The following is a 26,323-nucleotide window of genomic DNA, read 5'->3' as shown; positions in this document are numbered from 1 at the left end:
CATGTTCGCCATTGAAGTACGAGACCACATCATGATCGCCCACAGCCTGCCGAGACCGGTATTCGGCCCGGCGCAGGCCCTGCACGGCGCTACTTTCGTCGTTGACGCGGCCTTTTATACGCGGGAACTCGACGAGAACGGCCTGGCTGTCGATATCGGGCTCGCGACACAGGTACTGCGCAAGGTCCTCGAACCGCTGAACTATCGCAACCTCGACGAAGCCGCCGAGCTCTCTGGAAAGATCACCACCACCGAGGTGATCTCGAAGCACATTTTCGACGGATTGGCACAGGCCGTGAAATCGGGCGAGCTCGGTGAGGGAAGCCACCGTATCTGCCGCATCCGCGTGCTCTTGAACGAATCTCACATGGCCCGCGGCTGGTACGAGGCCGATCTCTGATGCGGCGGCTCTATTTCGCCTATCCCGGCGACCTCGACACCCGCACGGGCGGCTATGGTTATGACCGGCGCATCGTCCGCGAGCTGGGGACGCTCGGCTGGGAGGTGACGCCCGTAGCGCTCGGCGACGGCTTTCCCTATCCCGAAAAAGCGGTAATGGGCGACGCGCTGGCGCAGCTCGCTTCCTTGCCGCCGCGTTCGACCGTGATCGTCGATGGCCTCGCATTCGGCACTTTTGGTCATGCCGCCGCCAAATTGGCGGAAAAACTCGACCTTATCGCTCTCGTCCACCACCCTTTGGCCATGGAAGGCGGCCTTCCCGAGGACGTACGGGACGACTTCGAAAGGTCGGAGTGGCAGGCGCTCGCCGCCGCCCGTTCGATAATAGTTACATCTGCAACCACTTCGCGGCAGCTCGAAACTGTCTATGATGTGGAGCCCGCCAGGATCGTTCTTGCACTGCCGGGAACGGACCCGGGGCCGCCGTCGAAGCCGAACCCATACAGCCCCATGATCCTGAGCATCGGTTCGATCATCCCGCGCAAGGGCCATGACGTGCTGGTGGATGCCCTGGCAAAGCTGACGGACCTTGGCTGGACATGCCGTATCATCGGCAGCCGCAGCATGGACCCGGCCTGCGCGCAGGCATTGCAGCGGCAGATATCGGAGCTTTCGCTTGCCAGCCGCATCACGCTCGTCGGCGCAGTGGAGGACACGCGCCGGGAATTCGAGTTCTGCGATATATTCGCTCTTGCCAGCCGCTATGAGGGCTATGGCATGGTCTTTGCCGAAGCCATGGCCCATGGCGTGCCGATCGTCGCCTGCCGGGCCGGCGCAATAGCGGAGGTGGTGCCGGAAGATGCAGGTTTTCTGGTCGCACCGGATGATAGTGGCGGCTTCTCGCTCGCCCTGCGGCGGCTCCTGGAAGATCGGGCCGTTCACGCATCGATGGCCGCGGCTTCCCGCCGGCATGGCGCGAACCTGCCGAGCTGGGCGGAAAGCGCCGCCCTGATTTCCGCGGCGGCCGAAAGCAAGGCATGAGCGGCTTCGACAGCGCCTGGCTTGACCTGCGGGAGCCGCTCGACAGCGCAGCACGCAATGGCGAACTCCTGCGCCAGGCGGCGAGGCTCGGCTCCGCGGGGTCCATCGTCGATATCGGTTGCGGCACGGGCTCGACCTATCGGGTGCTCGCACCGCATCTGGCGGAGCCTGCACGATGGTGCCTGATCGACATGGACGTGGCGCTTCTCGATGAAGCACGCCAGCGCCATGGCGACGGGCTCGCCTATCGCGTGGCCGATATCGCAGACGTCGGATCGCTTCCGCTGGAAGGTGCGACGCTGGTCACGGCCTCGGCGCTTTTCGATCTCTGTTCGGAAGCTTTTATGGTGACGCTGGTACAAGCGATCAGCACGGCAGGCGCCGGGCTTTATGCGGCACTGAACTATGACGGTGCGGTGGAGTTTCACCCGCAACATCCGCTCGACCATGCGGTGATCGAGGCTTTCAACCGCCACCAAAGGACGGATAAGGGTTTTGGGCCGGCGGCCGGGCCCGATGCCGTTTCGATCCTGGAGCAAGCCCTGGCCGATAGGGGCTACCGCTCGGAGTGCGCAAAGAGTGACTGGCACATGGTTTCCCCGTCGCAGCAAGCAGTTCAGCGCGCCTTCATCGACGGGCTGGTGCGGGCGGCGGGCGAGATGGAGATGATCGAACCCCGCGACATTGCCGGCTGGCATGCCCATCGGATGGCGGAGGCGGCGCGATCGTCATGCCGCGTCGGGCATACGGACCTGCTTGCAATTCCCGGCTGATCCAGCCGTCATCCGCCATTGGCGCGAAAATCGCAATCGAAGAGAATATCGGTCCCCATGTCGTAGACATCGACCTTCGGCCTGCGCGCATCCGTCAGCCTGTGAACGGGCGGCAGCAGTATGCCTGTCGGGCCCGAGCCGATGATCATCGGCGATATGGCGACATGGAGCCGATCGACGGCGTCGGCATCGAGAAACCGGCCGACCGTCCTCGCGCCGCCCTCCACCAGCACCGACCGCAGTTCCCTCTGCCGCAACGCCTGCAGGATATCGGCAACGTCAAGCCCGCGTTCCGTGCGCGGCAACCGTATGATCTCGGCATTGGCGGGCCGCACATCGACGTCGTCGGCCTGGATGACAATGATCCTCTCGCCACCATCGCTCAGGAACTTGGCGCCCATTGGCATGCGCCCGTTGCAATCGATCACGACGCGGACTGGACTTGGGCCCGTGACGGCGCGGACCGACAGGCTCGGATCATCGGACACAATGGTGCCGACGCCGACGATGACGGCATCCATGAGGGCGCGGCAGCGATGCAGATGGGCTATGCCGCCGCTGCCGGATACATCCCGCGCATCGCCCGCCGGCGTCGCGACGCGGCCGTCCAGCGATTGACCCACCTGCGCCAACACGAACGGGCGTTCCCTTCGTACCAGCGGTCCATAAAGCCTGTGATTGGGGCCATTTCCCCCGTTTCCGTCCGAATTGTGGCCATTCCTTCGGGCGAGCAGGTCCACCCAAACCTCGTCCGGCATTTCGACGCGCTGCATCCGTCAGAGAATCCTTTGAATTGTATCGTCCTTGCGAATGATATGATGGAAGAGTGCCCCGAGAATATGCAGGCAGACCAGCAACAATATCAGCCAGGCGGCAATGACATGCAACGCGCTGAAATAAGGCGCGATGTCCGGTGATTTGCCGATGGGGCTCCAGACCGGCACGACGGCGAACCAACGCAGCGGAAAGCCATGGGCATTGGTGGCGAGGAATCCGCTGATCGGCATGATAATCAGCATCACGTAGAGCAGGAAATGCACGCTGCGGGCAAGCACCCCGGTCCAGTCGCCGGCACGCGGCGGATGCGAGGGGGCGTAAAGCCGGGCGCCGACACGGATCAACATGAGCCAAAGCACCAGAAAACCGAAGGATTCGTGCAGGAGATAGAAGTCGAGCTTCACGTCCTCACGGAAATATTTGAGCAGCATTCCAAGCGGCCAGATCGCAAGGACAAGCGCCGCGATCAGCCAGTGCAGGACGCGCAATGCCGGAATGTAGCGCTGGTTTTCCGTCTTTCCCTCCTCTTGCCGTGCCGGCCCAGGACCAGATTAGTCCAACGATCCGCAATTGCGAAGGAAAACCGCGACAACGGCGACAAACACCGCTTCCGGGCGCCTGACGGCACTTAAAGTGACACGTCAGACACATTCTTAATCAAATTTTTACCACGTATTGTTGCAATACGTAACATTGTGTTACTACTATGGGGTGATCAGATTGGGGCATTCGTGACTTCTGCAAAGGAAAATCCAACACTGGGACCAGGGCCGAGATCGAGCGCCGTAGCGCCGATGCGCAGCTTCTGGGGCCTGCTTCGCGCCTACTGGACGTCAGACCGGTGGGCTGAAGCGTGGTTGCTGACAGGCGCTATCGCGCTCCTGACGGCCGCTGCAAGCAAGGCCAGCGTGTGGATTGCCGTAGCGGCGGGCGAATTGCTCAATTCCATCGTCGCCATCCGGGAACCCTTCGTTCCGGACCCCGGCCGGGCGATCCTGATGAATGCCGGATTGCTCGTTCTTCTTGCGATCATGAAGGAGGTCGGGTTCGTCGGGCTGCGGCACCTCATCTCGACGACGCTGCATCGCAAATGGCGCGGCTGGCTGAACGATTGTTTCAATAGTGCCCTGCTCGACAGCGGCCATACGCATTATCATCTGCAGCAAGGCGGCGTGACGCCCGACAATATCGACCAGCGCGTCCATGAATCGATCAAGGCGATGACCGGCGGCGCGATCGGCCTCGCCATGGGCATTCTCGGCGTCGTGATGTCCATCCTGTTCGTCGGGCAGAAACTGGTCGAGATGTCGTCCGAGGTTACCGGCCTCGAGTTTCTGGGCTCCTATGGCAGCGCCGCGCTCGCATTCCTGGCGATTGCCATCTATGTGCCCGCCAGTACATGGGCGGCGATGCGCATTGGCCGCGTCCTGGAAAAGCTCACCCTGGAAATGCAGAAGAGCGAAGGCAGCTACCGCAGTGAGCTGACGACCTTCCTGCGACGCAGCTTCCAGGTGGCGGCATCGGCCGGGGAATCGGTGCAGAAGTCGATCAATGGCAAGCTCTACAGCGAGGTGGACGATAGCTGGGCCCGCTTCAACCGCTACGATGCCGGCTACATGTCCTTTACCGCGGTCTACGGCTTCCTCTCCAACAGGATCGTTGCCTACATGCCGGGCCTGCTGCCCTATATGAGCAATGCCGTGAGCCTGAAATCCTACATCACGGGCGCGGAGCTGGTCGGCTCGATGATCAATGAATGTTCCTGGTTCATCCAGGTCATGCCGGCGATCGCCAATCTCAAGGCGAACGCGCAACGGGTCATCGGTCTGGCGCAAGCGATCGAGGAGGTGGTTCGGCCGGACGAAAGTGCCGAGGCCGGAAATGATTTCCAGTATTCGCAGCAGCATGAGCTCTTCGGCCTGTCACTGCGCGATGTCGAGCTTCGGCACGCCGACAATGCCGACATACCCTTCCTGAAGATCGATCATCTGCGCATACGCGCCGGAGACTGGGTCTATCTCAAGGGAGAATCCGGCAGCGGCAAGACCTGCCTGCTGAAAGCCATGAACGGTCTCTGGCCCTATGGGCGAGGCAAATTCGCCCTGCCGGAGAACAGCAATCCCATCTACGCGGCGCAGGACGTGAAATTGCAGCCGGTTTCGCTCAAGCAGCTCGTCTGTCTTCCAGCCCATGAAGAAGCTTATGAGGATCGGCTCGTTGCTGCCGCCCTCCACAATGCGGGGCTCGGCGACCTCATCGAGTTCATGGGGCAGGAGGAGCGCCATGGATCGAGCTGGGACCAGCTGCTTTCCGGCGGGCAGAAGCAAAAGCTCGTTCTGGCGCGCATATTGCTGCACAAGCCGGGCGTGCTGTTCCTCGATGAGGCAACGGGCGCGCTCGATCCCCTCTCCAAGATCGAGTTCCACGAATCGATCCACAGGCATTGCCGCGGCGCCATCGTCATCAGCGTCATGCACGAGAAGGAACCGCCACTGTCGAACAGCGGCCGTCCCTTCTATACGCATGTGCTGGAGATCAAGGACGGCAGGGGCGAGCTGCAGAAGCTGCCCACCTTCGAAGATGCCGAATTTACGCCCATTATCGCCGCCGAGTGATAATATGCACGACGTTGCCGAGGCGGCGCGTCAGCAGAGTTCGATCCGGGCAAGAAACGGATTGCAAATATCCACTGTGACCGCGATGCTCCCGGCAAAGGATATGAGGTTGCGTCATGGAGCGGCTGTCACAGCATTACCTGATCTTCGAAACCTCCGGCGGTCATTGCGGCATCGCCTGGAACGCACGCGGGATCACGCGGTTTCAGTTGCCCACCAAAAGCGCCGAGGCGACGGAAAGGCTCCTGCTCAGACGGGTGGAAGGCGCGTCGCGCGCTGCGGCAACAGCCGAGATAACCCATGTCGTGCAGGCGGTTCGACGCTATTTCGACGGCCAGCCGGTCGATTTCTCCGGCGCTACGCTCGATCTCGATGAGCAGGACGATTTCTTCAGGCGGATCTACGCTGCGGCCCGGCAGGTCGGTTGGGGCCGGACCACGACCTATGGTGCGCTGGCGAGGGAGCTGGGAGCCGGACCGGAAGCGGCGCGCGATGTCGGCCAGGCCATGGCCCGCAACCCGGTTGCGCTGATCATACCATGCCACCGCGTATTGGCGGCAGGCGGCAAGCTTGGCGGGTTTTCCGCTCCGGGCGGCGCAACCGCCAAGCAGCGGATGCTCGAACTGGAGGGTGTTCGCCTGACGCCGCCAGAACCGGCCCAGCAATCATTATTCTAGCCGCAGCTTCTGGCGCTCCCGGAAGCTGCCGTGTCTGGACGGATTGCATGGCGCGGGTGGCACCGGGCGAATAACGACACAGTTGTTACTCACCCCGATGCTGGATCTGATGCCAAACTCATTCGAGAGCAGCAGTGCCCATGGCTTTGGGGAACTGCGCTCGGTTTCGAGTGGAGATACCAAAGGAGGTCCATGTCATGACCCAGTCGACAAGCCAGACGGAGAGCCCCGCCATGCAGAAGCCGCCAGTGGTTTCGCCGCAGGAATGGGAGGCAGCCTGGCAGCAAATGCTGGTAAAGGAAAAAGCCCATTCGAGAGCCCGGGACGCACTGGCCGCCGAGCGCCGGCGCATGCCATGGCTGGCAGTGGAAAAGACCTACGAATTCGATGGCCCGAACGGGCGCGCCAGCCTGCTCGACCTGTTCGAGGGCCGGCGCCAGCTGATCGTCTACCGGGCCTTCCACGAACCCGGCGTATTCGGCTGGCCCGACCATGCCTGCCGCGGCTGCTCAATGGTGGCGGATCAGGTTGCCCATGTCGCGCATCTCAATGCGCGCGACACGACGCTTGTTTTCGCCTCGCGCGCGCCGCAGGCCGATATCACGCGGCTGAAGGCGAAGATGGGCTGGGCGAACATTCCCTGGGTTACCATCACCGACGATTTCGACGCCGATTTCGGTGTCGACGAGTGGCACGGCACCAATGTGTTCTACCGTGACGGCGAAAGGATCTTCCGTACCTATTTCATCAACAATCGCGGCGACGAGCAGATGGGCGGCACCTGGAACTATCTCGACATCACGCCGCTCGGACGCCAGGAAGTATGGGAGGATTCCCCGCAGGGCTATCCGCAAACGCCGGCCTACAAATGGTGGAACTGGCACGACAGCTATGAGGCCGGTGGCGAGCCCGACAAGAAATGGGTCGAGATTTCCGATGCCGGAGAGGCCGCGTTCCGCGAAAAATCGACCGGATGAACCCTCAAGCTACCCCAAGCCGCTGATCGACCCGCGCCATGAGCGCGGGTTTCTTCATCGCCGTTCGGCCTCGGTACCGACGCTGCAGATGCCGATCGGGCGCGAACTGGCAGCGGTTTGACTTCATCGGGAATCGGCGTAACTTCGCCGTCGTAATTGCATCGTCGCAGCTTCACGATCTGCCAAAGCACCGAGGCACAGATGTTGGGTGTTCCAAACGGCGAGGACGACAAGCCCGACTACGGTCCCTACCTGACGCGGTTGTGGCCATATATGATCGCGTTCATCGTTCTCGCGGCTGCCGCCATGTATCTTGGGCGGCTGATCGCCAGCTTCTAAGCCATATTCAACGTCATGCTGGCGTGTCCTTGCGCGAGCGAGCCCTCTGCCGCGCCACCATGGCTTCGCGCCAGACCGTGAATATCCCCGCCAGCGTAACGATGATCGATCCGAGGATCGTATTGTAGCTCAGGGTCTCCCCGAACACGGTCACGCCGATGATCGCGGCAAAGACGATCTGAAGATAGGTCAGCGGCTGCACCGCCACGGCGTCGAGAAGATCATAGGCTTTTATGAGCAGATAGTGACTGAGGGCGCCGGTGATACATATCGAGATCGTCCATGCCCAGTCCACCCATGGCATGGTGGTCCAGTAGAACGGGCCGACCAGGCTTATGGCTGCCGCGCCGGCGACGCCCGTATAGAAGAAGCTCGTCAGGGCGGAATCGTCGCGGCTCACCCTTCGCGTGGCGATGATGTAGAAGCCGTAGAGGAATACGCAGACGATCGGCACGATGAGCGTGATCTCGAACGATCCGCCCGAGGGGCTGAGGAGCAGGATGACGCCGGCAAAGCCGATGCAGATCGACAGCATTCGGCGCCATCCCACGCGCTCGCCAAGGAGCGGCACCGACAGCAGCGCCACCAGCAAGGGCGTTGCTGCCAGCAGCGCCTGCGTCCTGGCGAGGCCGACAAGCGCGAAGGAGGTGATGACGGCTGCCACCTGGATCGCAAGGACGGCGCCGCGCAACAGTTGCAGATAGGGATGTTTGGTGCGCATGGCCTGCGCCAGCGACCCGCTCTTGCTGACGGCGATGATGATGGCGAAAACGCCGAAGGCCCAGAATCGGATGGTCGCTATGAAGATCGGTGGATATGACGTGCCAAGATACTTCGATATCGCGTCCTGGATCGAGAAGATGACCAGAGCCAGCAACGCGAATACATAGCCATTATTCTTCAACGTCAATTTCGTCTCCCCGCCTCACGGCCCACCGTCTCGTCCGCGACTGCGCCGATCAGGCTGTAAACCACAGAAACCATAGATCGGCGATCCTCAAAAGAGCCCCTATGCCGACAATGTACCTGCCGGCAGCAACAGGCTTGCGCAGATCACCCATATATGAAATATCTTTTTAAATAAGAACAAATGGCCTGTTGGCCGAAGAAACCAATAGAGGAACGCATGGACGATACTTCATCACTTCCGCTCGAGGGCTTGCTCGTGCTTGACATGAGCCAGTTTCTGTCTGGCCCCTATGCCGCGCTGCGGCTGCTGGATCTCGGCGCCCGCATCATCAAGGTGGAGCGACCGGATGGCGGCGACCTTTCGCGGGGGCTCTACCTCAGCGACACGGAGATCGGCGGCGATTCCACGATTTTCCACGCGATCAATCGCGGCAAGGAAAGTATCGCCCTTGACATGAAGAACGAGGCCGACATGGCCGCGCTCAAGACGCTGATCGGGAAGGCGGATGTGGTGATACAGAATTTCCGGCCGGGAGTGATCCAGAGGCTCGGCCTCGGCTACGAACAGGTCAGGGAGATCAACCCGTCAATCGTCTATGCCAGCATCAGCGGCTATGGCGAAGAAGGGCCGTGGGTCATGCGGCCGGGCCAGGACCTGCTCGCGCAGGCCCGCTCGGGACTGATGTGGCTGAATGGCGACGACGGTCAGGGGCCGGTTCCCTTCGGTCTCGCCGTGGCCGACATGCTGGCAGGTGCAGCCACGGTGCAGGGCATACTCGCGGCTCTGGTGCGGAAGGGCATCAGCGGCAAGGGCAGCCATGTCGAAACAAGTCTGCTGGAGGCACTGGTCGACTTCCAGTTCGAAGTGCTCACCACCCATCTCAATGATGGAAGGCGCCTGCCGAAGCGATCGAATTTCCGCAGCGCTCACGCTTACCTGTCTGCGCCTTACGGCGTATATCCGACGCGGGACGGGTTCATCGCCATCGCCATGACGCCGATCTCGCGGCTCGCCGCGCTGTTGGAAATCGACGAGCTCACGCCCTTCGCGGATGATAAATCCTCCTGGTTCACGTCCCGCGACGAGATCAAGCGGATCATTGCCGAAAAGCTTGCGACGCGGACCACCGATGAATGGCTGCAGGTTCTCGAACCGGCGGATATCTGGTGCGCCTCGGTGCTGAACTGGGAACAGTTGATCTCCAGCGAAGGCTTCAAGGTATTGGACCTGCTTCAGACCGTAACGCGCGAAGACGGCGTTTCCATCCTGACGACGCGATCGCCCATCCGCGTGGATGGTCAGCGCGCCCGCACATCGACGGCGGCGCCGAGGGTCGGCGAGCACAGCCGCGCAATACGCGAGGAGTTTTCCCTATGAGCCCAGTAAAATTGAAGGGCATGACCTGGAGCCATCCGCGCGGCTACGATCCAATGATCGCGGCCGCGAGCGCCTGGATCGAACGCACGGGCGTCGAGATCAGCTGGTCGAAACGTTCATTGCAGGATTTCGAGAGCTATCCGGTCGAAGAACTGGCGAAAGCCTATGATCTGATCGTCATCGACCATCCCCATGTCGGGCAGATTACGGAGGAGGCCTGTCTCCATCCGCTCGATGTGCCGGGCCGGGAGAGCGAGCTGCAGCAGCTGGCGCGGGCCAGCGTCGGCAAATCCTTCATCAGTTACAATTGGCGCGGACGCCAATGGGCGCTGCCGATCGATGCCGCGGCGCAGGTGCAGGCATGGCGGCCCGATCTCCTTGCCGCTGCTCCGACGCAATGGCAGGATATCGTCGAGCTGGCCAGGCGGGGAGCGATCGTCTGGCCGCTGCGTCCGCCGCACGGGTTGATGAGCTTCTTCACTTTGGCCGCCAATCTCGGCACGCCGTGCAATAATGATGGGCAGGAGGAGATCATTGCGCCCGAACAAGGCGTGCAGGTGCTGGAATTGATGCGCGAACTTGCGGCCCTCGTCGATCCGGAGAATTTCCGGCTCGATCCGATCGGCGCGCTCGAACGGCTTGCCGCCGGGCAGAAAGAGGCCTGTGCACCGCTCATCTATGGCTATGTGAATTTTGCCATGGCCGGCTACCGCGCCAACATCGTCCGCTTCGCCGATATTCCGGCCGCGGGCAAGTCCGGCCCCGTTGGTTCTGCGCTTGGCGGCACCGGCATCGCCGTTTCGGCCTTCACGAAACATCGGCGCGAGGCCGAGGATTTCGCATTCTGGGTCGCGGGGGCGGAAGTCCAGGCCAACCTCTATCACGCAGCGGGCGGCCAGCCCGGACATGCCAGCGGCTGGGAAAGCGCTGCCGCCAATGCCACGACATCCGACTTCTATCTTTCGACACGGCGGACATTGGAGGCGGCCTGGCTGCGTCCGCGCCATGATGGCTATATGGATTTCCAGCAGAAGGCGTCGGAACTGATCAATGCGGCACTCATCGACGGCGGCGATCCCCGCCAGGTGATCGAGACGCTGAACAGCGAGTATCGGGCCAGCCTCAAGCGACTCCCTTAGGCGATCCGATGCCGAAGCCGGCCAGGCTTGACAATTGACCGGTGGTCTCGAGCAGCATGGCGATCGTCCGGTCTATGTCCGGCGCATCCGGCGCCAACAGGCTGATATAGGGGCAGGTCAGCGCCGCGATGACGCGGCCGTCGGAGGCAAGCACAGGCGCGGAAAGGTTATGCACGCCGGCAGTCTGCATGCTCGGCATCATTTCATAGCCGCGCTCGCGTATCTGCCCGAAGCGCGCCAGTAGCTCTGCCGGCAACGGCTTGTCTTCCTCTCCGCGGCGGTTTTCAGCGATCATCAGCCGTCGCTCTTCCGGCGTGGAGAAGGCGAGCAGCACATGTCCCGACCCGGTGTTGAACAGCCCGACATGCGACCCGACGCGGATGGAAATGCCCCAGTAATCCGGAGCTTCCTGCTGCGCCACGACCACCACCGAACCGCGATCGAAGACGGCCAGCTGGTTCGCCTGCCTCGATCGTTGAGCGAATTCGCGCATCAGCGGCATGGCATAGGCGACAAGCCGGCGCACCGGCGCATGCAATTGCGCAAGGCCGAAAAGTTTCAGCGTAAGCGCGTAGCGGTCACCGTCGGTGCGGGTCACGTAGCCGCGCCGCACGAGCCGATCCAGCATCCGGTAGAATTCGTTGGGCGTGCGCTGCAAGGCCTTGGCAATTTCGGTTTGCGTAAGGCTGCCGTCGATGCCGGCAAGAAGCTCCAGAATGTCCAGACCCTTGTCGAGGGCTGGTGCCCGATATCGCTCGTCTTCCTCTTCCATCACGGCTCCCCTTTCCCTCTTCATATACGAAAATTCATTTTACGAAGCCTTACTTGAGATTGACAATCACCGGAAAGGAATGTTTGTATATAAATGGATTTCTTATATATGAGAGTCACGGGCGACCTGGGCGCCGACGAACTGGGAGGTTCCAATGAAAAAACTGCTCTGCGGCGTTTGCGCCGGTGTTATCGCACTTACCCTGGCACAGGCCGGCAATGCCGCTGAACTGCCGGGCAAGTTTGACGGCGTCACGATCGACGCCAAGCTGATCGGCGGCCAGCAATATGAGAAGCTTTATGAGCGGATCGGGGAATGGGAGAAGCTGACCGGCGCCAAGGTCAACATCCTGTCGAAGAAGAACCATTTCGAGCTCGACAAGGAGATCAAGTCCGATATCGCCACGGGGAGCATTTCCTGGTGCGTCGGCTCCAACCACTCTTCGTTCGCGCCGCAATATCCTGACATCTATACGGACCTGACCCCGCTCGTTCCCGCCGAGGAACTGGCAGCTTTCGTGCCCAATCTCATCAAGGCTTCGACCCTCGACGGCAAGCTCGTCATGTTGCCGCGCGCCCAGTTCGACGTGTCCGCGCTCTATTACCAGAAGAGCCTCTATCAGGACGAGGAGAAGAAGACGGCGTTCAAGGCAAAATACGGTTACGACCTGACGCCGCCGGACACATGGGCGCAGGTCACCGACCAAGCCGAATTCTTCGCGGCGCCGCCGAATTTCTACGGCACGCAGTTTGCGGGCAAGGAAGAGGCCATCAATGGCCGCTTCTACGAAATGCTGGTCGCCGAGGGCGGTGAATATATCGATGGCGAAGGCAAGCCTTCGTTCAATTCGGAAGCCGGCGTGCGTGCGCTCGACTGGTTCGTGAAGCTCTACAAGGACAAGGTGGTTCCGGCCGGCACCACCAACTATCTCTGGGACGACCTCGGCCAGGGCTTCGCATCGGGATCGGTGGCGCTCAATCTGGACTGGCCGGGCTGGGCGACATTCTTCAACGACCCGAAATCCTCCAAGATCGCCGGCAATGTCGGCGTCAAGGTGCAGCCTGCCGGTTCATCGGGCAAGCGCACCGGCTGGTCCGGCTTCCATGGCTTCTCCGTCACCGAATCCTGCGCCAACAAGGAAGCCGCGGCTTCTCTCGTCTGGTGGCTGACCAACGAGGACAGTCAGAAGCTGGAATCCGCAGCCGGGCCGCTCCCGAGCCGCACCGCGGTCTGGGAGTATAATATCGAGGCTGCCAAGGGCGACGCCTACAAGACGGAAGTCCTGAACGCCTTCCAGGAAGCTTCGAAGAACGCATTTCCGGTACCGCCGCTCGCCGAGTGGATCGAGATTTCGAATGCCGTCTACCCCGAACTCCAGGCTGCGATCCTTGGCGACAAGACGTCCAAGGAAGCGCTCGACGCCGCAGCGACCAAGGCTACGGAAATCCTCGAGGATGCCGGTAAACTTTAAGCTTTCGGATGCACCGGCGCCGCGCCGGTGCATCCTTCATTATGATCAGGGCAATTCATGAAGTCCGTTAAGCTCTCGACGCCGGCGCTGCTGCTGTTACCGGCCTTCATCGTTCTGGCCGCTGTCATCATCGTGCCGCTCGTCTTCTCCCTCTATTCAAGCTTTACCCCCTTTCGCCTGACCAAGCCGGACTCCCTCTGGGTATTCATCGGCTTTCGCAACTATGTCGCCGTCCTCTCCAACTGGGAGTTCTGGATCGCGTTCGGGCGGACCGTGCTGCTCCTGACGATTGCGTTGAACGCCGAGATGTTCCTCGGGCTCGGCCTGGCGATGCTGGTCGAAAAGGCGACGCGCGGACAGCGGATACTGCGCACCATGATGATGTTCCCGATGATGTTCTCGCCGGTACTCGTGGGGTTCCAGTTCAAGTTCCTGTTCAATGACAATGTCGGCTTCGTCAACAATGCCCTGCAATCGCTGGGGCTGACCGATCGGGCAATTCCGTGGCTCATCGACGTCAACCTCGCCATGGTGTCGATCATCATCGCGGAAATCTGGTCGTCCACATCCGTCTTCGCCATATTGATCCTCGCGGGCTTGATGGCCATGCCAAAGGACCCGATCGAGGCCGCCAATGTGGATGGATGCACGCCGTGGCAGACATTTCGCTATGTGATCTGGCCCTATATCACGCCTTTCGCCCTCATCGCGATGACGATCCGCTCGCTGGACGTCGCCCGCGCCTATGACATCGTCAAGATCATGACCGATGGCGGGCCGGCGAAACGCACCGAACTGCTGTGGACGCTCATCGGCCGCACCGCCTATGGCGATGCGCGGATGGGAATGGCCAATGCCATGGCCTATGTCGCCATCCTCCTGTCCATCCTGTTCACGGTCTATTTCTTCAGAAAGCTCGCCGCCGCGCGCCAGCAAATAGGAGCGGAGTGGTAAAATGGACAATAATCAGCTTCACCGCGCCAAGAAGCGCCTGCTCGGCCTGGCTCATTTCGTCGGGCTGTTCATCGCCATGCTGATCATCTGCTTGCCGGGATTCTGGATCGTGCTCAGCTCGCTTCGTCCAACGGTCGAGATCATGGCGAAGCCGGCGATCTGGATCCCGCAGGACCTTTCGCTCGATGCCTACCGCGCAATGTTCTCCGGTGTCGGTGGCGGCGGGATTCCCGTCTGGAGCTACTTCCGCAACTCGCTGATCATCTCGATCACCTCGACGATCATCGCTCTCGCTATCGGCATTTCGGGCGGCTACGCCTTCGCCCGCTTCCGGTTCAAGGCGAAATCGGCGATATTCCTTGCCTTCATGCTGACGCGCGCCGTGCCTGGCATCGCGCTTTCATTGCCGCTGTTCATGCTCTTTGCGCGGACCGGCATAATCGACACGCATTTCGCGATGATCCTGACCTATGTCGCGCTCAATGTCCCGTTCACGATCTGGCTCATCGATGGCTTCTTCCGGCAGGTCCCGAAGGATCTGGCCGAGGCGGCGCAGATCGATGGATGCACGCGCTGGCAGGCATTCTGGCAGGTGGAGTTTCCATTGGCCGGCCCCGGCATAGCCTCGGCGGGCATCTTCGCGTTTCTTACCTCCTGGAACGAATATGCGCTGGCATCGCAGATCACGAGATCGGTCAATTCCAAGACATTGCCGGTCGGGCTGCTCGACTATACGGCGGAATTCACCATCGACTGGCGCGGCATGTGCGCCCTCGCCGTGGTCATGATCATTCCGGCCCTCACCCTCACATTCATCATTCAGAAACATCTCGTCGGCGGGCTTACCTTCGGCGCGGTCAAAGGTTGATCCATGGCTACCGTCACACTCAGGAAATTGATCAAGCGTTACGGCGTGCAGGAGGTCGTGCACGGCATCGACCTCGAAGTGAAGGACCGCGAATTCATCGCCCTCGTCGGCCCGTCGGGCTGCGGCAAATCCACGACATTGCGGATGATCGCCGGGCTTGAGGATATCAGCGACGGCACGATAGAAATCGGCGGCAAGACGGTGAACGACCTGCCGCCGCGCTCGCGCAACATCTCGATGGTGTTCCAGTCCTATGCGCTCTACCCGCACATGACCGTCGGCGAGAACATGGGCTTTTCCCTGAAGATCGCCGGTGTTCCGAAGGACGAAATCAAGACGAGGGTCGCCGAAGCCGCCACGGTTCTCGACCTCACGCCCTATCTGGATCGGCGCCCTTCGCAGCTCTCGGGCGGGCAGCGCCAGCGCGTCGCCATGGGCCGCGCCATCGTTCGAAATCCCGATGTCTTCCTGTTCGACGAGCCACTGTCGAATCTCGACGCCAAGCTGCGCTCGCAGGTACGCACGGAGATCAAGAAGCTCCACGCCAAGGTCAAGTCGACCATGATCTATGTGACGCATGATCAGGTCGAGGCCATGACCCTGTCCGACCGCATCGTCATCATGCGCGACGGCCATATCGAACAGGTCGGCACGCCCGACGAAGTGTTCCAGAACCCGCGTACGAAATTCGTCGCCGGCTTCATCGGTTCGCCGCCCATGAACCTCGACGACGCGCTCGTCGATCATGGGAAGCTCGTCTTCGGCAGCGGCCAGACGTTGCCGGTCCCCGCGCAGTTCCGGGACAGGCTTCGCAATGGACAGCGCGTCTGCTTCGGCATCCGCCCGGACGATGTCTACCCGACCGGGCACGGGCTTCATGCCGGCGCGGCCGAGGATGTCCACGAGATGGAACTGCCTGTCGTCATAACCGAGCCGCTTGGCAATGAGACGCTGCTCTTCGTCAATTTCAATAACAGGGAGTGGGTCTCGCGCATGTTGAACCCACGGCCGCTGCATCCCGGCGAAGCGGTGAAGCTCAGCTTCGACCTGTCGCAGGCCCATCTCTTCGACGCCGAGACCGGCCTGACGCTGGCGCAGAAGGGGGCCTAGGCGATGCAGCGGATGGGCATGGTCATCGGCCTGAAGCCGGACAAGATAGCGGAATACAAGCAGCTGCACGCGGCGGTCTGGCCCGAGATCCTCGCCCTCATAAGCAGCTGCAACATCCGCAACTACACGATTTTCCTGAAGGAGCCGGAGAACCTTCTTTTCGGCACATGGGAATATCACGGCACCGATTTTGCCGCCGACATGGCAAGGATGGCGGCCGATCCGCGCAACAAGGAATGGTGGGCGGTCTGCATGCCGTGCCAGGAACCGCTTCCGACGCGCGGGAGCGGCGAATGGTGGGCGATGATGGAAGAGGTGTTCCATCATGATTGACCTCGACCCACGCGATCTGCAGCAGTTCTGGCCCCGGCCATCGGCACCGCGTCCGATCGTCATCTTCGGCGCGGGCAGCATCGTCAATGACGCGCATCTTCCCGCATACCGGAATGGCGCGATGCCGGTTGCCGGCATCTATGATCCCGACATCGGCAAGGCGCGGGCGCTGGCGGATGCCTGGGGCGTAGCCGCCTATGGCTCGCTCGAGGAGGCAGCCGCGGTAACGAACGCTGTCTTTGATCTTGCAACGCCGCCGGGCCAGCATGCAAAGGTCCTCGCGGCACTGCCCGACAGGGCCTTCGCCCTCATACAGAAGCCGATGGGCAGCGACCTCGCCCAGGCAACCGAGATCCTTAAGCTGTGCCGACGGAAGCGCATCGCGGCCGCGATCAACTTCCAGCTGCGCTTCGCGCCGATGTCGCTCGCCTTGAAGGATGCGGTTCGCAAGGGCTATCTGGGCGAGGTCGTCGATTTCGACGCCTGGATCGCGCTCGACACGCCGTGGACCCTCTGGCCGTTCCTGAAAGGCCTGCCCCGCATCGAGATCGCCATGCACTCGATCCATTATCTCGACCTCGTTCGCGAACTTCTCGGCGATCCGGCCGGCATTCATGCCAAGTCCATCGGCCATCCCTCGCACGACGTGGCGCAGACCCGCACGAGCGCCATTCTCGACTACGGTACGGCGCGGCGCTGCTCGCTCTCGATTAATCACGACCATCGTTTCGGCCGCAAGTTCCAGGCATGCGAGTTCCGCATCTGCGGTACGGAGGGCGCCGCCTACCTGAAACTTGGCGTCAATCTCGACTACCCGCGCGGCGAGCCCGACATATTGCAGATATTCCCGAAAGGCGGATCCGACTGGATCGATGTGCCCCTGCATGGATCCTGGTTTCCCGATGCCTTCATGAGCCGCATGGCCAACCTGCAGCGCTTTGCGGCCGGCGAGGATGCCGCGCTCGTCAGTTCCGTCGAGGATGCCTGGCATACGATGGCGCTCGTCGAAGCGGCATACCAGTCATCCGCAGCGCCGGCGACGCCGCTTGCCGCCAAACCTCAGGATTGAAAATGGCAGAAGAGACCATCTATTTCGAAGATTATCGGCTGGGCGATGTTCGCCTGACGACGGGACGCACCATTACGGAGACGGATTTTGTCGTTCATGCCGGCCATACCGGCGATTTCTTCCCGCACCATATGGATGCCGAGTTCGCCAGGACCTTGCCCGGCGGACAGCGTATCGCCCATGGGACGATGATCTTCGCCATAGGTGTCGGCCTCACCGCTTCGCTGATCAATCCCGTTGCATTTTCCTATGGCTACGACCGCCTGCGATTTGTCCGGCCGGTGCATATAGGCGACACGATCAAGACCAGGGTGACGATCAGCGCCAAGGAGGACGATCCGAAACGGCCCCAGGCCGGGCGGGTCGTCGAGCGTTGCGAGGTCCTGAACCAGCGCGGCGAAGTCGTCCTGGCCGCGGATCACATCCTGATCGTCGAGCGCAAGCCACTCGCTGGCTAAGGGTCAGGCCAGCAGGCCGGCAATGGTAAAGCCGCCATCGACACTCAACGTCTGGCCTGTGATGAAGCCGGACTGGCTGCCATCGAGAAGAAACATCGCAGCGCCGGCTATGTCCTCCGGCATGCCATAGCGTCGTTGCGGCACGGTGTTCATCCAGGCCTCCCTCACCTCCGGCGTATGCACCACCTGCACCAGCGGCGTTTCGATGGGACCGGGGGCGATCGCATTGACCCTTATGCCGTGAGCTGCCCACTCGACGGCAAGGACCTTGGTCATGGTCAGGACACCGCCCTTCGAGGCGCCATAGGCCACGCGGCCGCGATTCCCCTTGATACCCGATACGGAGGCGATGTTGACGATCGAGCCGCCGCCATGGTGCCGCATCGCCTTGCCCGCTTCACGGCAGAGAAGAAAGCTGCCGACGAGATTGACGTCCACGATCTTGCGGAATGTCGCAAGGTCCGTTTCGAATGCCGGCACGTCGCGCGCGATGCCTGCCGAGTTGACCAGCCCGCTTATGCGCCCGAACGTCTCCCATCGCGCCACGCTTTCCACCACCGCTTCCTCGTCGGCGATGTCGATGCAGGCGGTCATTAACGCGGGGCCTGCACCGAGTTCGGCCCTGCATCGTTCGAGTGCCGCCTCGTCACGATCCACGATGACGACCCGCGCGCCGCGGCCGAGAACGGCCTCCACCACCGCCCTGCCTATGCCGGAAGCCCCGCCAGTTACAATGATCACCGAATCCCGATCCATAAGCACCTCCCGAAGCTCATTCGATCCATATAATGGACCATGCAATTCATATGAGTTCCAGTGGACTAGAGGATGAGCAGGTCGTCAAGCTGCATGGCCGTAGAATCGCGATATTTCTGGACATTTGGCGGAAGCACTCTGAGCCTGTCGATCCATATTGTGGAATCGATGTTGCGCGCTCGCAGGAGCGCCCTATCTGGCGGTCCGACTAGCAGCCGCGGCACGGCAATTCCTGAAGTTCGATGTTGCCAAGCCGCTTCTATTGGGGTGTTATTGAACGAGGGCATCTGGAGTTGCGCGCTGCAAGCAGAGCGCGCATTCGAAGAGGATGCTCGGATGGACCCTGCCCGCCGCATAGTCGTCGTTGCGTTCTCCCGGTCTGATTCAGGGGAACTCGTGCCGGACATGGATGCGATGAAATTCGAAACGGAAGCGCTCGCCCTCGAAGCGGCAAGAGAACTGGCGCCGCTTCACCTTGGCGTTGTCGCCTGGGCACGCAGTGCGTGCCGGCATCCGGGCGATTATGGCGCGCCGATGATCCTGTTCCAGTCGGGGGAAGTCCCACCGATCCTGTGATCAGCGGCCTTTCTTCCGGTACAGTATTTCGCCCTTGCCGGACACCGCATTGTCGCCGGCAAACTTGCCTGGTCTCGCGCCCAGCAAGGCGCGATCGGTGATCTTCTCGCTGATGAGATAGCGGTCCAGGAGGCCGGCAAACGGGCTGTCGGGCTCGCCGCATGGCAGGAATGTCGGCGAGAGGTGCTCCGGCTGCCGGTCGAAAAGCAACGTACCGCGCTTCATCAGATAGCCCGGCATGATTCCTGACCGGCCCAGGATGACGATGGTCCCGGCAATCATGCGATAGCCGGGATAATCGCCGCAGCCCTTGCACAGGGCGATCGTGCCGCGGCGCAGGCGATCTCCTGCATAGTCGCCGGCTTTGCCGCGAATGATGAGGACGCCGCCATCCATGCCGGTGATTTCCCCGGCAAGCGGCCCGCCGACATTATCGCCGGCATTGCCCCTTATCTCCACACGCCCGCCGGTCATGCCGGAACCCGCATGTCTGCCGACGCTTCCGTCGATATAGAGCGAGCCGCCGGTCATTGCCCGGGCAATCTGGTTTCCGGCATCGCCCACCAGCCGGATGGATCCGCCGGTCATGCCGGACGCGACCCCGTCAAAACGGGAATGACCGCCCTCGAAGATGATGTTGGCAGGATCGCTGCCGGTGATCTTGAACAGGTCTCCGACCGATGCGGGCCTGCGGCTGGTCCCGATGCGGAGTTTGGCGATCTCGTTCCTGGTCAGTTCTGCGAGCGTGCTCGGCGTCAGTATCGACAGGTCGAGGCGCTCTTCCGGCGGGTTGATCAGGGTGAAGGTCAAGGCTTTCATCAAAGCAGTTCCTTCAGATGATAGTGGAACTTGCCGAGCTTGCCGCCATAATTGCCGGCGCTTATGCGCAGCGCGCCTTTCTGCGGTCCAAGATCGATGACGGCTTTCAACCCGGCCCGCATCGCGGCGGCTACAGCGTCGCTGGTCTCGCCGTCGATGACGATCTCGAGCACCGCATTGATCTCCGGCGTCAGCGCGGATTTGACCACGCCGCGCAAGGTCGGTGCGAAGGCATCATTGGTGGATGCCATCATGCCCTTATATTTGCCGCCGACCTTCGAGCCCGACCGGACGATACCGCCCGGAAAGGGCATGATGGCGCCGGGCACCTTGCCGATCGCCGCAACGGCACGTTCGGCGGCTCGCAGGGCTTTCGTATTGTCCGCCGCAAGCAGAAGAAGATTGCCGCCGCCGACCGCTCCCTTGGTCAGGCCGGTCGTCGCCTCGCACAGGAATTCGCCATCCATGACCGGCACGCGCCAATAGTGCCTGCCGGCCAGTTTCTTCGAGATCTGCCAGCCATCGCCGAAATAGCGCAGTGAATTGCCCAGATCGAGGCGCGCCGGCGCCTCCAGCCCGGCAAAACATGCGCTGCCGGGCGATGTGAGGACGCATTGGCCGAGCCTGCTCTTCAGCTGTTTCTGCAATTCGTCCGTGCCCATGGCGAAGATCATCACCCGGCAGCCCGGGCGTCCATCCGGGGTGCGGGATGCGGGAATATCGACGTCGATGGCGGCCTCGCAGCCGCAGCCGATGACGGATGTGGCATAGCCGGTCATCGTGATCGCCGCCTGCCGCGCCCATTTCAGCGTCGGCGCCGTGATGATGATCGCCGTTGCCCGCATGCCGAAAGCTTCGGCAAAAGTATCGTCGATGGCGACGCCGTTCCGCATCAGCTGTTCCATGGGACCTCCATGAACGGCTCGTCGCGATCGATCGCCGAATCCGGGAAAGTGAACCATTCAAGCGGCAGGCCGTAGCGGTCCTCGTGATAGGCTTTCATCCGCTTGACCATGGCGCGGTCCGGCGGCGGGTTCAAACGGAGCGTTTTTCCCCAGCGATAGGCCGAAACCTTGCCGTTCTTCACGACAAGCTGGCCATTCTTGAACACAAGTGCCGCCTCGCGGAACATTTTTGCGATATCCTTGCCCCGGCGGTAGACCGCTATGTCGGCAATGGCTCCGGCGCCGAGATGGCCGCGATCCTTCAGACCGAGCAGCTTGGCCGGGGACGCGCGTGTCATGATGGCGATCTCTTCAAGACTGTATTCGCGCCGGATGGATGCAAGCGTCGTCATTTCAAGGGCAGCGACATTCAGTTCAACCGCTCTCGCATCGCGGGCCTCGCTGCTCATCAGCAGCTCGAATATCTCGGGATAGGCGGTGAACGGCGCGCCGTTCGGATGGTCGGTCGTGAAAAACACCTGCCAGGGATTGGCAATCAGCAGGAATAGTTCCAGGCCGACCGCCCATTGCAGCGTGCCGTAATAGTTGCGTTTGTAACTGTACGGCACGATGCCACCGCCGCCATTGCCATCACCATCGATGATCACCGATTTTTTCGGGCTGGCTTTGTCTATGGCCGAGAACTGGCGCATGACATCCGACGAGATCGTCACGGTCTGGCCGAACATCACCTGCCCCACATCGATGGTGACATTGGGGTTGGAATTGACCGATTCGGCGAGCCGCGCCGCCTCCGATGAAAATGCCCGCTTGCCCTGCGTGCCATAGCCGTAGAATTGCAGATGCGCCAGGTGCATCGGCACACCTTCCGTTGCCGCGATGGTCACATCGGCGGTATCGGCACTGCCGGCGAGGCCGAGATTGTTGGCGTGAACATGCAATGGATGCGGAATACCGAGCCGCGTGACCGAATGCTGCATCGACTTGACGATCTTGCGCGAGCTCAGCCCGTATTCCGGCACCTCATCGTCAAAGGAAAAGGCGCGGACGTTCTCCTTGAAAGCCGCAGCGGCGCCCGCATTGATCACCTTGACGCCGAGCGCCCGGGTCGAGCCGACCACCCAGGCGACATAATCGTCGATCATGGCTTCCGACTTGCCGTCACGCAGAAGCGAGAGCGTGAAATCATCATTGCCGAGGATGGCGAGCGTCGCCCGGTCGATGATCGGGATGTCGGCAAGTTCGAGGTGGGTGTGCAACGCCGTGTAGGGCGCCATTGCCGGCTCCACCACGGTCGTGAACCCCATCTGGGCGTAGAGACAGCCGGTTTGAAAGGTGGACCAGCCGGCGTTCGACAGCGGTGTCGCGGCCGGCCTCGGCAGATGCGCCTTGTGGTGCTCCGGCAGAAGCAGACGGGCGGTATTCACATTGCCGCCGCCAATATGCGAATGGATATCGATGGCGCCCGCCATGATGATGCAGCCGGAGACGTCGTGCGTCTGGTCCGCCGCTTCACCTTCGCGCGGGTCCACGATCACGCCATCCCTGATCCAGATGTCGCGTATGCCGGTCGCGCCATTGACCGGATCGACGACCTCGCCACCTGTCAGTCTTGTCAGCATATAAGGGTTCCCTTGCCGGGCATCGCCTCGGCCAGCTGCCGCAGGACGGCCGAGACACTCGGCAGCGGCGACGGTTCCGCCGCCCGTACCGCGGTGAATGTTCCCACCCTGCTGGAATAGCGCACGCCATCATGGTCCAGTCCCGCCTCGCCGACGGCAATGGTCACCGCGGCGCCTCGGGCAGGCCTTTCCGTCTTGTCCAGGGCGATCACGGCCGCGCTCCCCCTTTTGGGGGGATCTTCGCCGCCACGCGCGGACATCCAGACATGAACGTCAGCCTCTCGCTCACGTATCATGCGCTGGACGTCCCACCGGACCGGGTCATAGCTTGGGAGGCTATTGATGAAACCTGTGCGGGGTGGAAATCCTGTCATCCATAGTGACGTCAGCACCGTTCCCCAGGCATCGTCGTCGTCCGGCAGGAACAGGCTGCTGAGACGATGCCGACTGTTGAAATCGACGATCAGGTCTTGCAGCATGACGAGGCCGGCCTGGTCGAGCGAACCGCCGCTGAATACGAACACGGGGAATTGCGCCGAGGCCATGGCCTTCTTCAACCGCTCCACGTTCTGCAAAGGTGCCGCAACCATGCGGTCCTGCAACTCGGCGCGCAGTACGGCAAGAGTGGCGTTCAACGACAATCCCTCGCCCTTCAGGGGGACCGCCTTCACCACCGCCTTGCCACGCCGCGTCGGCCGGTCGCTTGCCGACACCTGGAACCAGCGCCGGGGCGCCTTGTCGCCGAGGTCGGGCGAAGAGCCCCCCCAACCCTTGAACAGTTCGGCATGGGCGGGGGCGATATCTCCGACCAGAACGATCAGGCTTGAGCGCCGCCGCACCTCGCCGGGCGTCGTGAACATGCCGCCATGGTCGGTGAACAGCGCGACCTCGCGCGCCACCGCATCACCGGAACGATGGTCATAGGCAGCGCCCAGCACAGCCGCCAGCGCGATCGCGCTGCGCGTACCATGCACATCCGCATCAAGGGAGAAAACGGGGCACCGGCTGGACGCCAGAAGCTTCGCAGCGGTCCGAACTGCATCCGCCAAAGGTACCGGCTGGCTGCCAATCCATGCAACCGACATATTCCGCAACTTTCTGGTGCCGATCCTGAGCTTATCTAATTTTTCTGCGTTGTGAACCCTGCGAGAACGCAAAATTTGCGGTCAGTCATCATATTTGAGATAGGCGAAGCGCTGATCCGTCGCCGGCGTTCCCTCCAGTGAGCCCTGCTCGCGGCCCGGCTGCCATTGCACGACGCTCTCGATCTTTGCCGCCAGCTCGAAATCCTTGTCGGTGATGCCCTTGGCCGCATGGTTCATCAAAAGCACCTCCACCCAGGCATAGGACGCCTTGATGTCGGGATGATGCCAGGCCGCCTCCGCCAGATGCCCGACCGTGTTGATGACCATCAATGTCGATTTCCAGCCATGGGTCTTGTATTTTCGCCTTATCCAGCCGTTCTCATAGCGCCAATGGGACAGTTCCTTCTCCAGCCTGGCGATTATCTCGTCGTCGGAATAGACGCGCTCCCTGCCTTTGTTCGACTTCGTTTCCTGATCCATTGCGACAATCCTCCACGCTTTCATTCAACGGCTTGCGCCGGGATTGAAAGACGATATCATAGTGCAGGGCCCGATTTTTGAGATTGTGTAATTTGCAAATGTCGGAATCCGTCACGATCGAAGTCCCGGCCCGTCTTCACCTCGGCTTCCTCGACATACCGGGCAGCGCCCCCGAGCCCGGCCGCGAGCGGTTTGGCAGTATCGGCCTGCCGATCACCGGCATCTCTACCCAGCTGAAAATTTCGCTGGGCTCGAGCGATCAGGTCGAAGGTGACGAGAGCGATCGAATTTCCCGGCATCTATCGGCTGTCCGTCATCATCTCGGCCTGAATGCCCGGCACAGGATCATCGTCCAACGCACCATTCCCCAGCATGTCGGCCTGGGCTCGGGCACGCAGCTTGCGCTTGCGGTTGCTGCCGGCATTCGCGTCCTGCACAATCTTCCGCTCGATCCCGTCAACGATGCGGGTCTGCTCGGTCGCGGCATGCGCTCGGGCATCGGCATCGCCGCCTTCCGAAGCGGCGGGCTGATCATCGATGCCGGCAAGAGCCCCGCGAGGGCAGCGCCGACGATCGTCGCCAGGCTACCTTTCCCCGAGGATTGGCGGGCGATCCTGGTATCCGATGCCACTACGCAAGGAATCCACGGCGAGGATGAAATCGAGGCGTTCAAGACATTGCCGCCTTTTCCGGCCGCCGCCGCTGCTTCGATCAGCCGCCATGTGCTGATGGGTGTCATGCCCGGCGTGGTCGAACGCGACATAACCCTCTTCGGGCATGCCATCCACGCCATTCAGACAGAGATCGGCAATTATTTCGCCCCGGCCCAGGGCGGCGTTTTTACGAGCAGGCAGGTGGAGGCGGCCATGGGCAGGCTGAGCCAGGCCGGGGCGGTCGGCGTCGGTCAAAGCTCGTGGGGGCCAACGGGCTTCGCCTTTGCCGCGTCCGAAAGCGAGGCGGAACGGATCGTCAATGCCTGCCGTGAGGCGACGGCTGGCGTAAACATTGAGATCGTCGCCGGCAAGAACAGCGGAGCGCACATCCTGCGCCCGGCTGCATCGGACAATTGCGAAGTACCGACCGAAAACATCTTCATTCGACAGGAGCAGATATCTTGAGCCGCAAAACAATCCTGCACATGCTGACACCCCTCCGGCAGATGAGCCCCTTCGATGTGAACATGGCGCTCGACGCGGGCTATGACGCGACCATACCCTATACCGGCGTTGAACTTTCGGATGTCGGCAATCTGGTCCAGGACGCCATCTTCTCGCGCCCGCCCGATGCCGGCGTCGCCACCGGCATATTCATTGCCGGCAAGGATGCGCTTCTTGCCCTGGACATGGTGGAGGCCGCCCGGAGCGCAATGGTGCCGCCCTTCGAAATTTCGGTCTTCGCAGACCCGGCAGGATCGTTCACAACGGCTGCAGCCATGGTCGCGAAGGTCGAAAAGGCCCTGGCCAAGCACCATGGCAGGGATCTACGCGATACCAATATCGCGATCTTCGGCGCTACCGGCGTGGTCGGCTATTGCACGGCGGTGATCACGGCGGAACACGGCGCCAATGTCACCCTTGTCGGCCATGACGGCGTCGAGAGGGTAAATTCCATCGCGGCGACGATAAAGCAGCGCTTCAACGTGACGGTCGAAACGGCGGACGGCTCCACCGAGGAGAACAAGCAGAAGGTGCTGGCGCAGGCGCAAGTGGTGCTGGCTGCGGCCAAGGCAGGCGTTCAGGTGATTTCCGCGGCTCAACTCGGCGAGGCCGGCAAGCTTCTCGTCGCAGCCGATGTGAATGCCGTTCCGCCCGCCGGCATCGAGGGGGTCAAGGTCAACGCCAATGGCGACCCCATCGATGCGACACGCGCCGTCGCCCTTGGTCCGCTTTCGATCGGCAATGTCAAATACAAGACCCAGGCCGGCCTCTTCCAACAGATGATCCAAGCGACGAAACCAGTCATCTTCGATTTTCGGGACGCATTCACCCTTGCTCGCGATCTCGCCAAGTAATGCGGTCTTA

At 61.7% G+C, this 26,323-nt stretch carries 29 protein-coding genes; 19 read left to right on the top strand and 10 right to left on the bottom strand.

Features of this window, described 5'->3' with window-relative positions; genetic code table 11:
* Position 1: 1 nt before the first annotated feature.
* The 3 genes from M8997_RS13670 to M8997_RS13660 are packed head-to-tail and all read left to right on the top strand — an operon-like array spanning position 2 to position 2,213.
* Complete coding sequence (locus M8997_RS13670; protein ID WP_250018865.1) at positions 2-400, top strand: 6-carboxytetrahydropterin synthase; 399 nt, start codon at positions 2-4, stop codon at positions 398-400.
* Positions 400-1,440: a glycosyltransferase family 4 protein gene (locus M8997_RS13665; protein ID WP_250018866.1), complete on the top strand. Its 1,041-nt coding sequence runs from the start codon at positions 400-402 to the stop codon at positions 1,438-1,440. Before M8997_RS13670 ends, M8997_RS13665 begins: the two co-directional genes overlap by 1 nt.
* On the top strand, positions 1,437-2,213 hold the full coding sequence (locus M8997_RS13660; protein WP_250018867.1) for a trans-aconitate 2-methyltransferase: 777 nt from the start codon (positions 1,437-1,439) through the stop codon (positions 2,211-2,213). Before M8997_RS13665 ends, M8997_RS13660 begins: the two co-directional genes overlap by 4 nt.
* Positions 2,214-2,221: 8 nt before the next feature.
* On the opposite strand, the gene M8997_RS13655 is transcribed toward M8997_RS13660, so the two are convergent.
* Together M8997_RS13655 and M8997_RS13650 are read right to left on the bottom strand one after the other, a co-directional pair.
* Positions 2,222-2,986 carry a RibD family protein gene (locus M8997_RS13655; RefSeq protein WP_250018868.1) on the bottom strand — a complete coding sequence of 255 codons (765 nt, stop codon included), beginning with the start codon at positions 2,984-2,986 and terminating at the stop codon, positions 2,222-2,224.
* 3 nt (positions 2,987-2,989) lie between these two features.
* Positions 2,990-3,478, bottom strand: a complete 489-nt coding sequence (locus M8997_RS13650; RefSeq protein ID WP_250018869.1) for a cytochrome b — start codon at positions 3,476-3,478, stop codon at positions 2,990-2,992.
* Positions 3,479-3,784: 306 nt separating this feature from the next.
* On the opposite strand from M8997_RS13650, the gene M8997_RS13645 reads away from it, so the two are divergent.
* The 4 genes from M8997_RS13645 to M8997_RS13630 all read left to right on the top strand — a co-directional run bounded on the left by M8997_RS13645 (position 3,785) and on the right by M8997_RS13630 (position 7,598).
* Entirely contained in the window at positions 3,785-5,605 is a 1,821-nt protein-coding gene (locus M8997_RS13645) for an ABC transporter ATP-binding protein/permease (RefSeq protein ID WP_250018979.1), read from the top strand.
* Between the two features lie 116 nt (positions 5,606-5,721).
* Positions 5,722-6,282 (top strand): methylated-DNA--[protein]-cysteine S-methyltransferase, encoded by a 561-nt coding sequence (locus M8997_RS13640; RefSeq protein ID WP_250018870.1) that lies wholly within the window; start codon positions 5,722-5,724, stop codon positions 6,280-6,282.
* Positions 6,283-6,479: 197 nt separating this feature from the next.
* On the top strand, positions 6,480-7,259 hold the full coding sequence (locus tag M8997_RS13635; RefSeq protein WP_250018871.1) for a DUF899 domain-containing protein: 780 nt from the start codon (positions 6,480-6,482) through the stop codon (positions 7,257-7,259).
* Positions 7,260-7,460: 201 nt separating this feature from the next.
* On the top strand, positions 7,461-7,598 hold the full coding sequence (locus tag M8997_RS13630; protein ID WP_250018872.1) for a hypothetical protein: 138 nt from the start codon (positions 7,461-7,463) through the stop codon (positions 7,596-7,598).
* 13 nt (positions 7,599-7,611) lie between these two features.
* Here M8997_RS13630 and M8997_RS13625 read toward each other — a convergent pair whose 3' ends face one another.
* Positions 7,612-8,508, bottom strand: a complete 897-nt coding sequence (locus M8997_RS13625; protein ID WP_250018873.1) for a DMT family transporter — start codon at positions 8,506-8,508, stop codon at positions 7,612-7,614.
* Positions 8,509-8,724: 216 nt separating this feature from the next.
* Here M8997_RS13625 and M8997_RS13620 point away from each other — a divergent pair, with 216 nt between their 5' ends.
* Positions 8,725-9,885, top strand: coding sequence for a CaiB/BaiF CoA-transferase family protein (locus M8997_RS13620; RefSeq protein WP_250018874.1), 1,161 nt, complete (start codon positions 8,725-8,727; stop codon positions 9,883-9,885).
* Positions 9,882-11,024, top strand: a complete 1,143-nt coding sequence (locus tag M8997_RS13615) for an extracellular solute-binding protein (RefSeq protein ID WP_250018875.1) — start codon at positions 9,882-9,884, stop codon at positions 11,022-11,024. The genes M8997_RS13620 and M8997_RS13615 overlap by 4 nt, the downstream gene beginning before the upstream one ends.
* Here M8997_RS13615 and M8997_RS13610 read toward each other — a convergent pair.
* Entirely contained in the window at positions 11,008-11,796 is a 789-nt protein-coding gene (locus M8997_RS13610) for an IclR family transcriptional regulator (protein ID WP_256473284.1), read from the bottom strand. The two genes, M8997_RS13615 and M8997_RS13610, sit on opposite strands and share 17 nt — an antisense overlap.
* 154 nt (positions 11,797-11,950) lie before the next feature.
* Between M8997_RS13610 and M8997_RS13605 the strand changes: the two genes are divergently transcribed.
* Genes M8997_RS13605 through M8997_RS13575 form a run of 7 tightly spaced genes read left to right on the top strand, consistent with a single transcriptional unit; the run spans position 11,951 to position 18,059 of the window.
* Positions 11,951-13,267, top strand: coding sequence for a sugar ABC transporter substrate-binding protein (locus M8997_RS13605; RefSeq protein ID WP_250018876.1), 1,317 nt, complete (start codon positions 11,951-11,953; stop codon positions 13,265-13,267).
* A 57-nt stretch (positions 13,268-13,324) separates the two neighbouring features.
* Positions 13,325-14,221: a carbohydrate ABC transporter permease gene (locus M8997_RS13600; protein WP_250018877.1), complete on the top strand. Its 897-nt coding sequence runs from the start codon at positions 13,325-13,327 to the stop codon at positions 14,219-14,221.
* Position 14,222: 1 nt separating this feature from the next.
* A complete protein-coding gene (locus M8997_RS13595) occupies positions 14,223-15,089 on the top strand; it encodes a carbohydrate ABC transporter permease (RefSeq protein WP_250018878.1) in 867 nt (288 codons plus the stop codon).
* A gap of 3 nt (positions 15,090-15,092) precedes the next feature.
* Complete coding sequence (locus tag M8997_RS13590; RefSeq protein WP_250018879.1) at positions 15,093-16,199, top strand: ABC transporter ATP-binding protein; 1,107 nt, start codon at positions 15,093-15,095, stop codon at positions 16,197-16,199.
* Between the two features lie 3 nt (positions 16,200-16,202).
* Positions 16,203-16,532 (top strand): L-rhamnose mutarotase, encoded by a 330-nt coding sequence (locus M8997_RS13585; protein ID WP_250018880.1) that lies wholly within the window; start codon positions 16,203-16,205, stop codon positions 16,530-16,532.
* Positions 16,525-17,601, top strand: a complete 1,077-nt coding sequence (locus M8997_RS13580; RefSeq protein ID WP_250018881.1) for a Gfo/Idh/MocA family protein — start codon at positions 16,525-16,527, stop codon at positions 17,599-17,601. The genes M8997_RS13585 and M8997_RS13580 overlap by 8 nt, the downstream gene beginning before the upstream one ends.
* 2 nt (positions 17,602-17,603) lie before the next feature.
* Positions 17,604-18,059 carry a MaoC/PaaZ C-terminal domain-containing protein gene (locus tag M8997_RS13575; RefSeq protein ID WP_250018882.1) on the top strand — a complete coding sequence of 152 codons (456 nt, stop codon included), beginning with the start codon at positions 17,604-17,606 and terminating at the stop codon, positions 18,057-18,059.
* A 3-nt stretch (positions 18,060-18,062) separates the two neighbouring features.
* Here the strand turns inward: M8997_RS13575 and M8997_RS13570 are convergent, their stop codons facing one another.
* Positions 18,063-18,815: an SDR family NAD(P)-dependent oxidoreductase gene (locus M8997_RS13570; RefSeq protein WP_250018883.1), complete on the bottom strand. Its 753-nt coding sequence runs from the start codon at positions 18,813-18,815 to the stop codon at positions 18,063-18,065.
* A gap of 336 nt (positions 18,816-19,151) precedes the next feature.
* Here M8997_RS13570 and M8997_RS13565 point away from each other — a divergent pair, with 336 nt between their 5' ends.
* Positions 19,152-19,391, top strand: coding sequence for a hypothetical protein (locus tag M8997_RS13565; RefSeq protein WP_250018884.1), 240 nt, complete (start codon positions 19,152-19,154; stop codon positions 19,389-19,391).
* Here M8997_RS13565 and M8997_RS13560 read toward each other — a convergent pair whose 3' ends face one another.
* The 5 genes from M8997_RS13560 to M8997_RS13540 all read right to left on the bottom strand — a co-directional run bounded on the left by M8997_RS13560 (position 19,392) and on the right by M8997_RS13540 (position 24,302).
* Positions 19,392-20,210: a formylmethanofuran dehydrogenase subunit C gene (locus M8997_RS13560; RefSeq protein ID WP_250018885.1), complete on the bottom strand. Its 819-nt coding sequence runs from the start codon at positions 20,208-20,210 to the stop codon at positions 19,392-19,394.
* Positions 20,210-21,115: a formylmethanofuran--tetrahydromethanopterin N-formyltransferase gene (fhcD, locus tag M8997_RS13555; protein ID WP_250018886.1), complete on the bottom strand. Its 906-nt coding sequence runs from the start codon at positions 21,113-21,115 to the stop codon at positions 20,210-20,212. The genes M8997_RS13560 and fhcD overlap by 1 nt, the downstream gene beginning before the upstream one ends.
* Positions 21,103-22,737 carry a formylmethanofuran dehydrogenase subunit A gene (locus M8997_RS13550; protein WP_250018887.1) on the bottom strand — a complete coding sequence of 545 codons (1,635 nt, stop codon included), beginning with the start codon at positions 22,735-22,737 and terminating at the stop codon, positions 21,103-21,105. The genes fhcD and M8997_RS13550 overlap by 13 nt, the downstream gene beginning before the upstream one ends.
* On the bottom strand, positions 22,731-23,822 hold the full coding sequence (locus M8997_RS13545; protein WP_250018888.1) for a tungsten formylmethanofuran dehydrogenase: 1,092 nt from the start codon (positions 23,820-23,822) through the stop codon (positions 22,731-22,733). The genes M8997_RS13550 and M8997_RS13545 overlap by 7 nt, the downstream gene beginning before the upstream one ends.
* An 81-nt stretch (positions 23,823-23,903) precedes the next feature.
* Positions 23,904-24,302, bottom strand: a complete 399-nt coding sequence (locus tag M8997_RS13540; protein ID WP_250018889.1) for a 4a-hydroxytetrahydrobiopterin dehydratase — start codon at positions 24,300-24,302, stop codon at positions 23,904-23,906.
* 98 nt (positions 24,303-24,400) lie between these two features.
* Between M8997_RS13540 and M8997_RS13535 the strand changes: the two genes are divergently transcribed.
* Positions 24,401-25,420, top strand: a complete 1,020-nt coding sequence (locus tag M8997_RS13535; protein WP_250018890.1) for a beta-ribofuranosylaminobenzene 5'-phosphate synthase family protein — start codon at positions 24,401-24,403, stop codon at positions 25,418-25,420.
* Positions 25,417-26,313, top strand: coding sequence for an NAD(P)-dependent methylenetetrahydromethanopterin dehydrogenase (locus M8997_RS13530; RefSeq protein WP_305884373.1), 897 nt, complete (start codon positions 25,417-25,419; stop codon positions 26,311-26,313). The genes M8997_RS13535 and M8997_RS13530 overlap by 4 nt, the downstream gene beginning before the upstream one ends.
* Positions 26,314-26,323 lie beyond the last annotated feature (10 nt).

This window comes from Phyllobacterium sp. 21LDTY02-6, from assembly GCF_023554255.2.
In the GTDB taxonomy this organism is placed as follows: domain Bacteria; phylum Pseudomonadota; class Alphaproteobacteria; order Rhizobiales; family Rhizobiaceae; genus Phyllobacterium.
This window is presented reverse-complemented; position numbering and strand designations above follow the sequence as displayed.

Excerpts from the sequence above, each read along its gene's own strand:
- M8997_RS13620 (WP_250018874.1), top strand. The coding sequence starts at position 8,725 with ATGGACGATACTTCATCACTTCCGCTCGAGGGCTTGCTCGTGCTTGAC.
- M8997_RS13665 (WP_250018866.1), top strand. The coding sequence starts at position 400 with ATGCGGCGGCTCTATTTCGCCTATCCCGGCGACCTCGACACCCGCACG.
- M8997_RS13535 (WP_250018890.1), top strand. The coding sequence starts at position 24,401 with ATGTCGGAATCCGTCACGATCGAAGTCCCGGCCCGTCTTCACCTCGGC.
- M8997_RS13640 (WP_250018870.1), top strand. The coding sequence starts at position 5,722 with ATGGAGCGGCTGTCACAGCATTACCTGATCTTCGAAACCTCCGGCGGT.
- M8997_RS13645 (WP_250018979.1), top strand. The coding sequence starts at position 3,785 with ATGCGCAGCTTCTGGGGCCTGCTTCGCGCCTACTGGACGTCAGACCGG.
- M8997_RS13635 (WP_250018871.1), top strand. The coding sequence starts at position 6,480 with ATGACCCAGTCGACAAGCCAGACGGAGAGCCCCGCCATGCAGAAGCCG.
- M8997_RS13550 (WP_250018887.1), bottom strand. The coding sequence starts at position 22,737 with ATGCTGACAAGACTGACAGGTGGCGAGGTCGTCGATCCGGTCAATGGC.
- M8997_RS13605 (WP_250018876.1), top strand. The coding sequence starts at position 11,951 with ATGAAAAAACTGCTCTGCGGCGTTTGCGCCGGTGTTATCGCACTTACC.
- M8997_RS13670 (WP_250018865.1), top strand. The coding sequence starts at position 2 with ATGTTCGCCATTGAAGTACGAGACCACATCATGATCGCCCACAGCCTG.
- M8997_RS13580 (WP_250018881.1), top strand. The coding sequence starts at position 16,525 with ATGATTGACCTCGACCCACGCGATCTGCAGCAGTTCTGGCCCCGGCCA.
- M8997_RS13630 (WP_250018872.1), top strand. The coding sequence starts at position 7,461 with ATGTTGGGTGTTCCAAACGGCGAGGACGACAAGCCCGACTACGGTCCC.
- M8997_RS13615 (WP_250018875.1), top strand. The coding sequence starts at position 9,882 with ATGAGCCCAGTAAAATTGAAGGGCATGACCTGGAGCCATCCGCGCGGC.
- M8997_RS13655 (WP_250018868.1), bottom strand. The coding sequence starts at position 2,986 with ATGCAGCGCGTCGAAATGCCGGACGAGGTTTGGGTGGACCTGCTCGCC.
- M8997_RS13565 (WP_250018884.1), top strand. The coding sequence starts at position 19,152 with ATGGACCCTGCCCGCCGCATAGTCGTCGTTGCGTTCTCCCGGTCTGAT.
- M8997_RS13575 (WP_250018882.1), top strand. The coding sequence starts at position 17,604 with ATGGCAGAAGAGACCATCTATTTCGAAGATTATCGGCTGGGCGATGTT.
- M8997_RS13560 (WP_250018885.1), bottom strand. The coding sequence starts at position 20,210 with ATGAAAGCCTTGACCTTCACCCTGATCAACCCGCCGGAAGAGCGCCTC.
- M8997_RS13595 (WP_250018878.1), top strand. The coding sequence starts at position 14,223 with ATGGACAATAATCAGCTTCACCGCGCCAAGAAGCGCCTGCTCGGCCTG.
- fhcD (WP_250018886.1), bottom strand. The coding sequence starts at position 21,115 with ATGGAACAGCTGATGCGGAACGGCGTCGCCATCGACGATACTTTTGCC.
- M8997_RS13660 (WP_250018867.1), top strand. The coding sequence starts at position 1,437 with ATGAGCGGCTTCGACAGCGCCTGGCTTGACCTGCGGGAGCCGCTCGAC.
- M8997_RS13585 (WP_250018880.1), top strand. The coding sequence starts at position 16,203 with ATGCAGCGGATGGGCATGGTCATCGGCCTGAAGCCGGACAAGATAGCG.
- M8997_RS13570 (WP_250018883.1), bottom strand. The coding sequence starts at position 18,815 with ATGGATCGGGATTCGGTGATCATTGTAACTGGCGGGGCTTCCGGCATA.
- M8997_RS13600 (WP_250018877.1), top strand. The coding sequence starts at position 13,325 with ATGAAGTCCGTTAAGCTCTCGACGCCGGCGCTGCTGCTGTTACCGGCC.
- M8997_RS13590 (WP_250018879.1), top strand. The coding sequence starts at position 15,093 with ATGGCTACCGTCACACTCAGGAAATTGATCAAGCGTTACGGCGTGCAG.
- M8997_RS13545 (WP_250018888.1), bottom strand. The coding sequence starts at position 23,822 with ATGTCGGTTGCATGGATTGGCAGCCAGCCGGTACCTTTGGCGGATGCA.
- M8997_RS13540 (WP_250018889.1), bottom strand. The coding sequence starts at position 24,302 with ATGGATCAGGAAACGAAGTCGAACAAAGGCAGGGAGCGCGTCTATTCC.
- M8997_RS13610 (WP_256473284.1), bottom strand. The coding sequence starts at position 11,796 with ATGGAAGAGGAAGACGAGCGATATCGGGCACCAGCCCTCGACAAGGGT.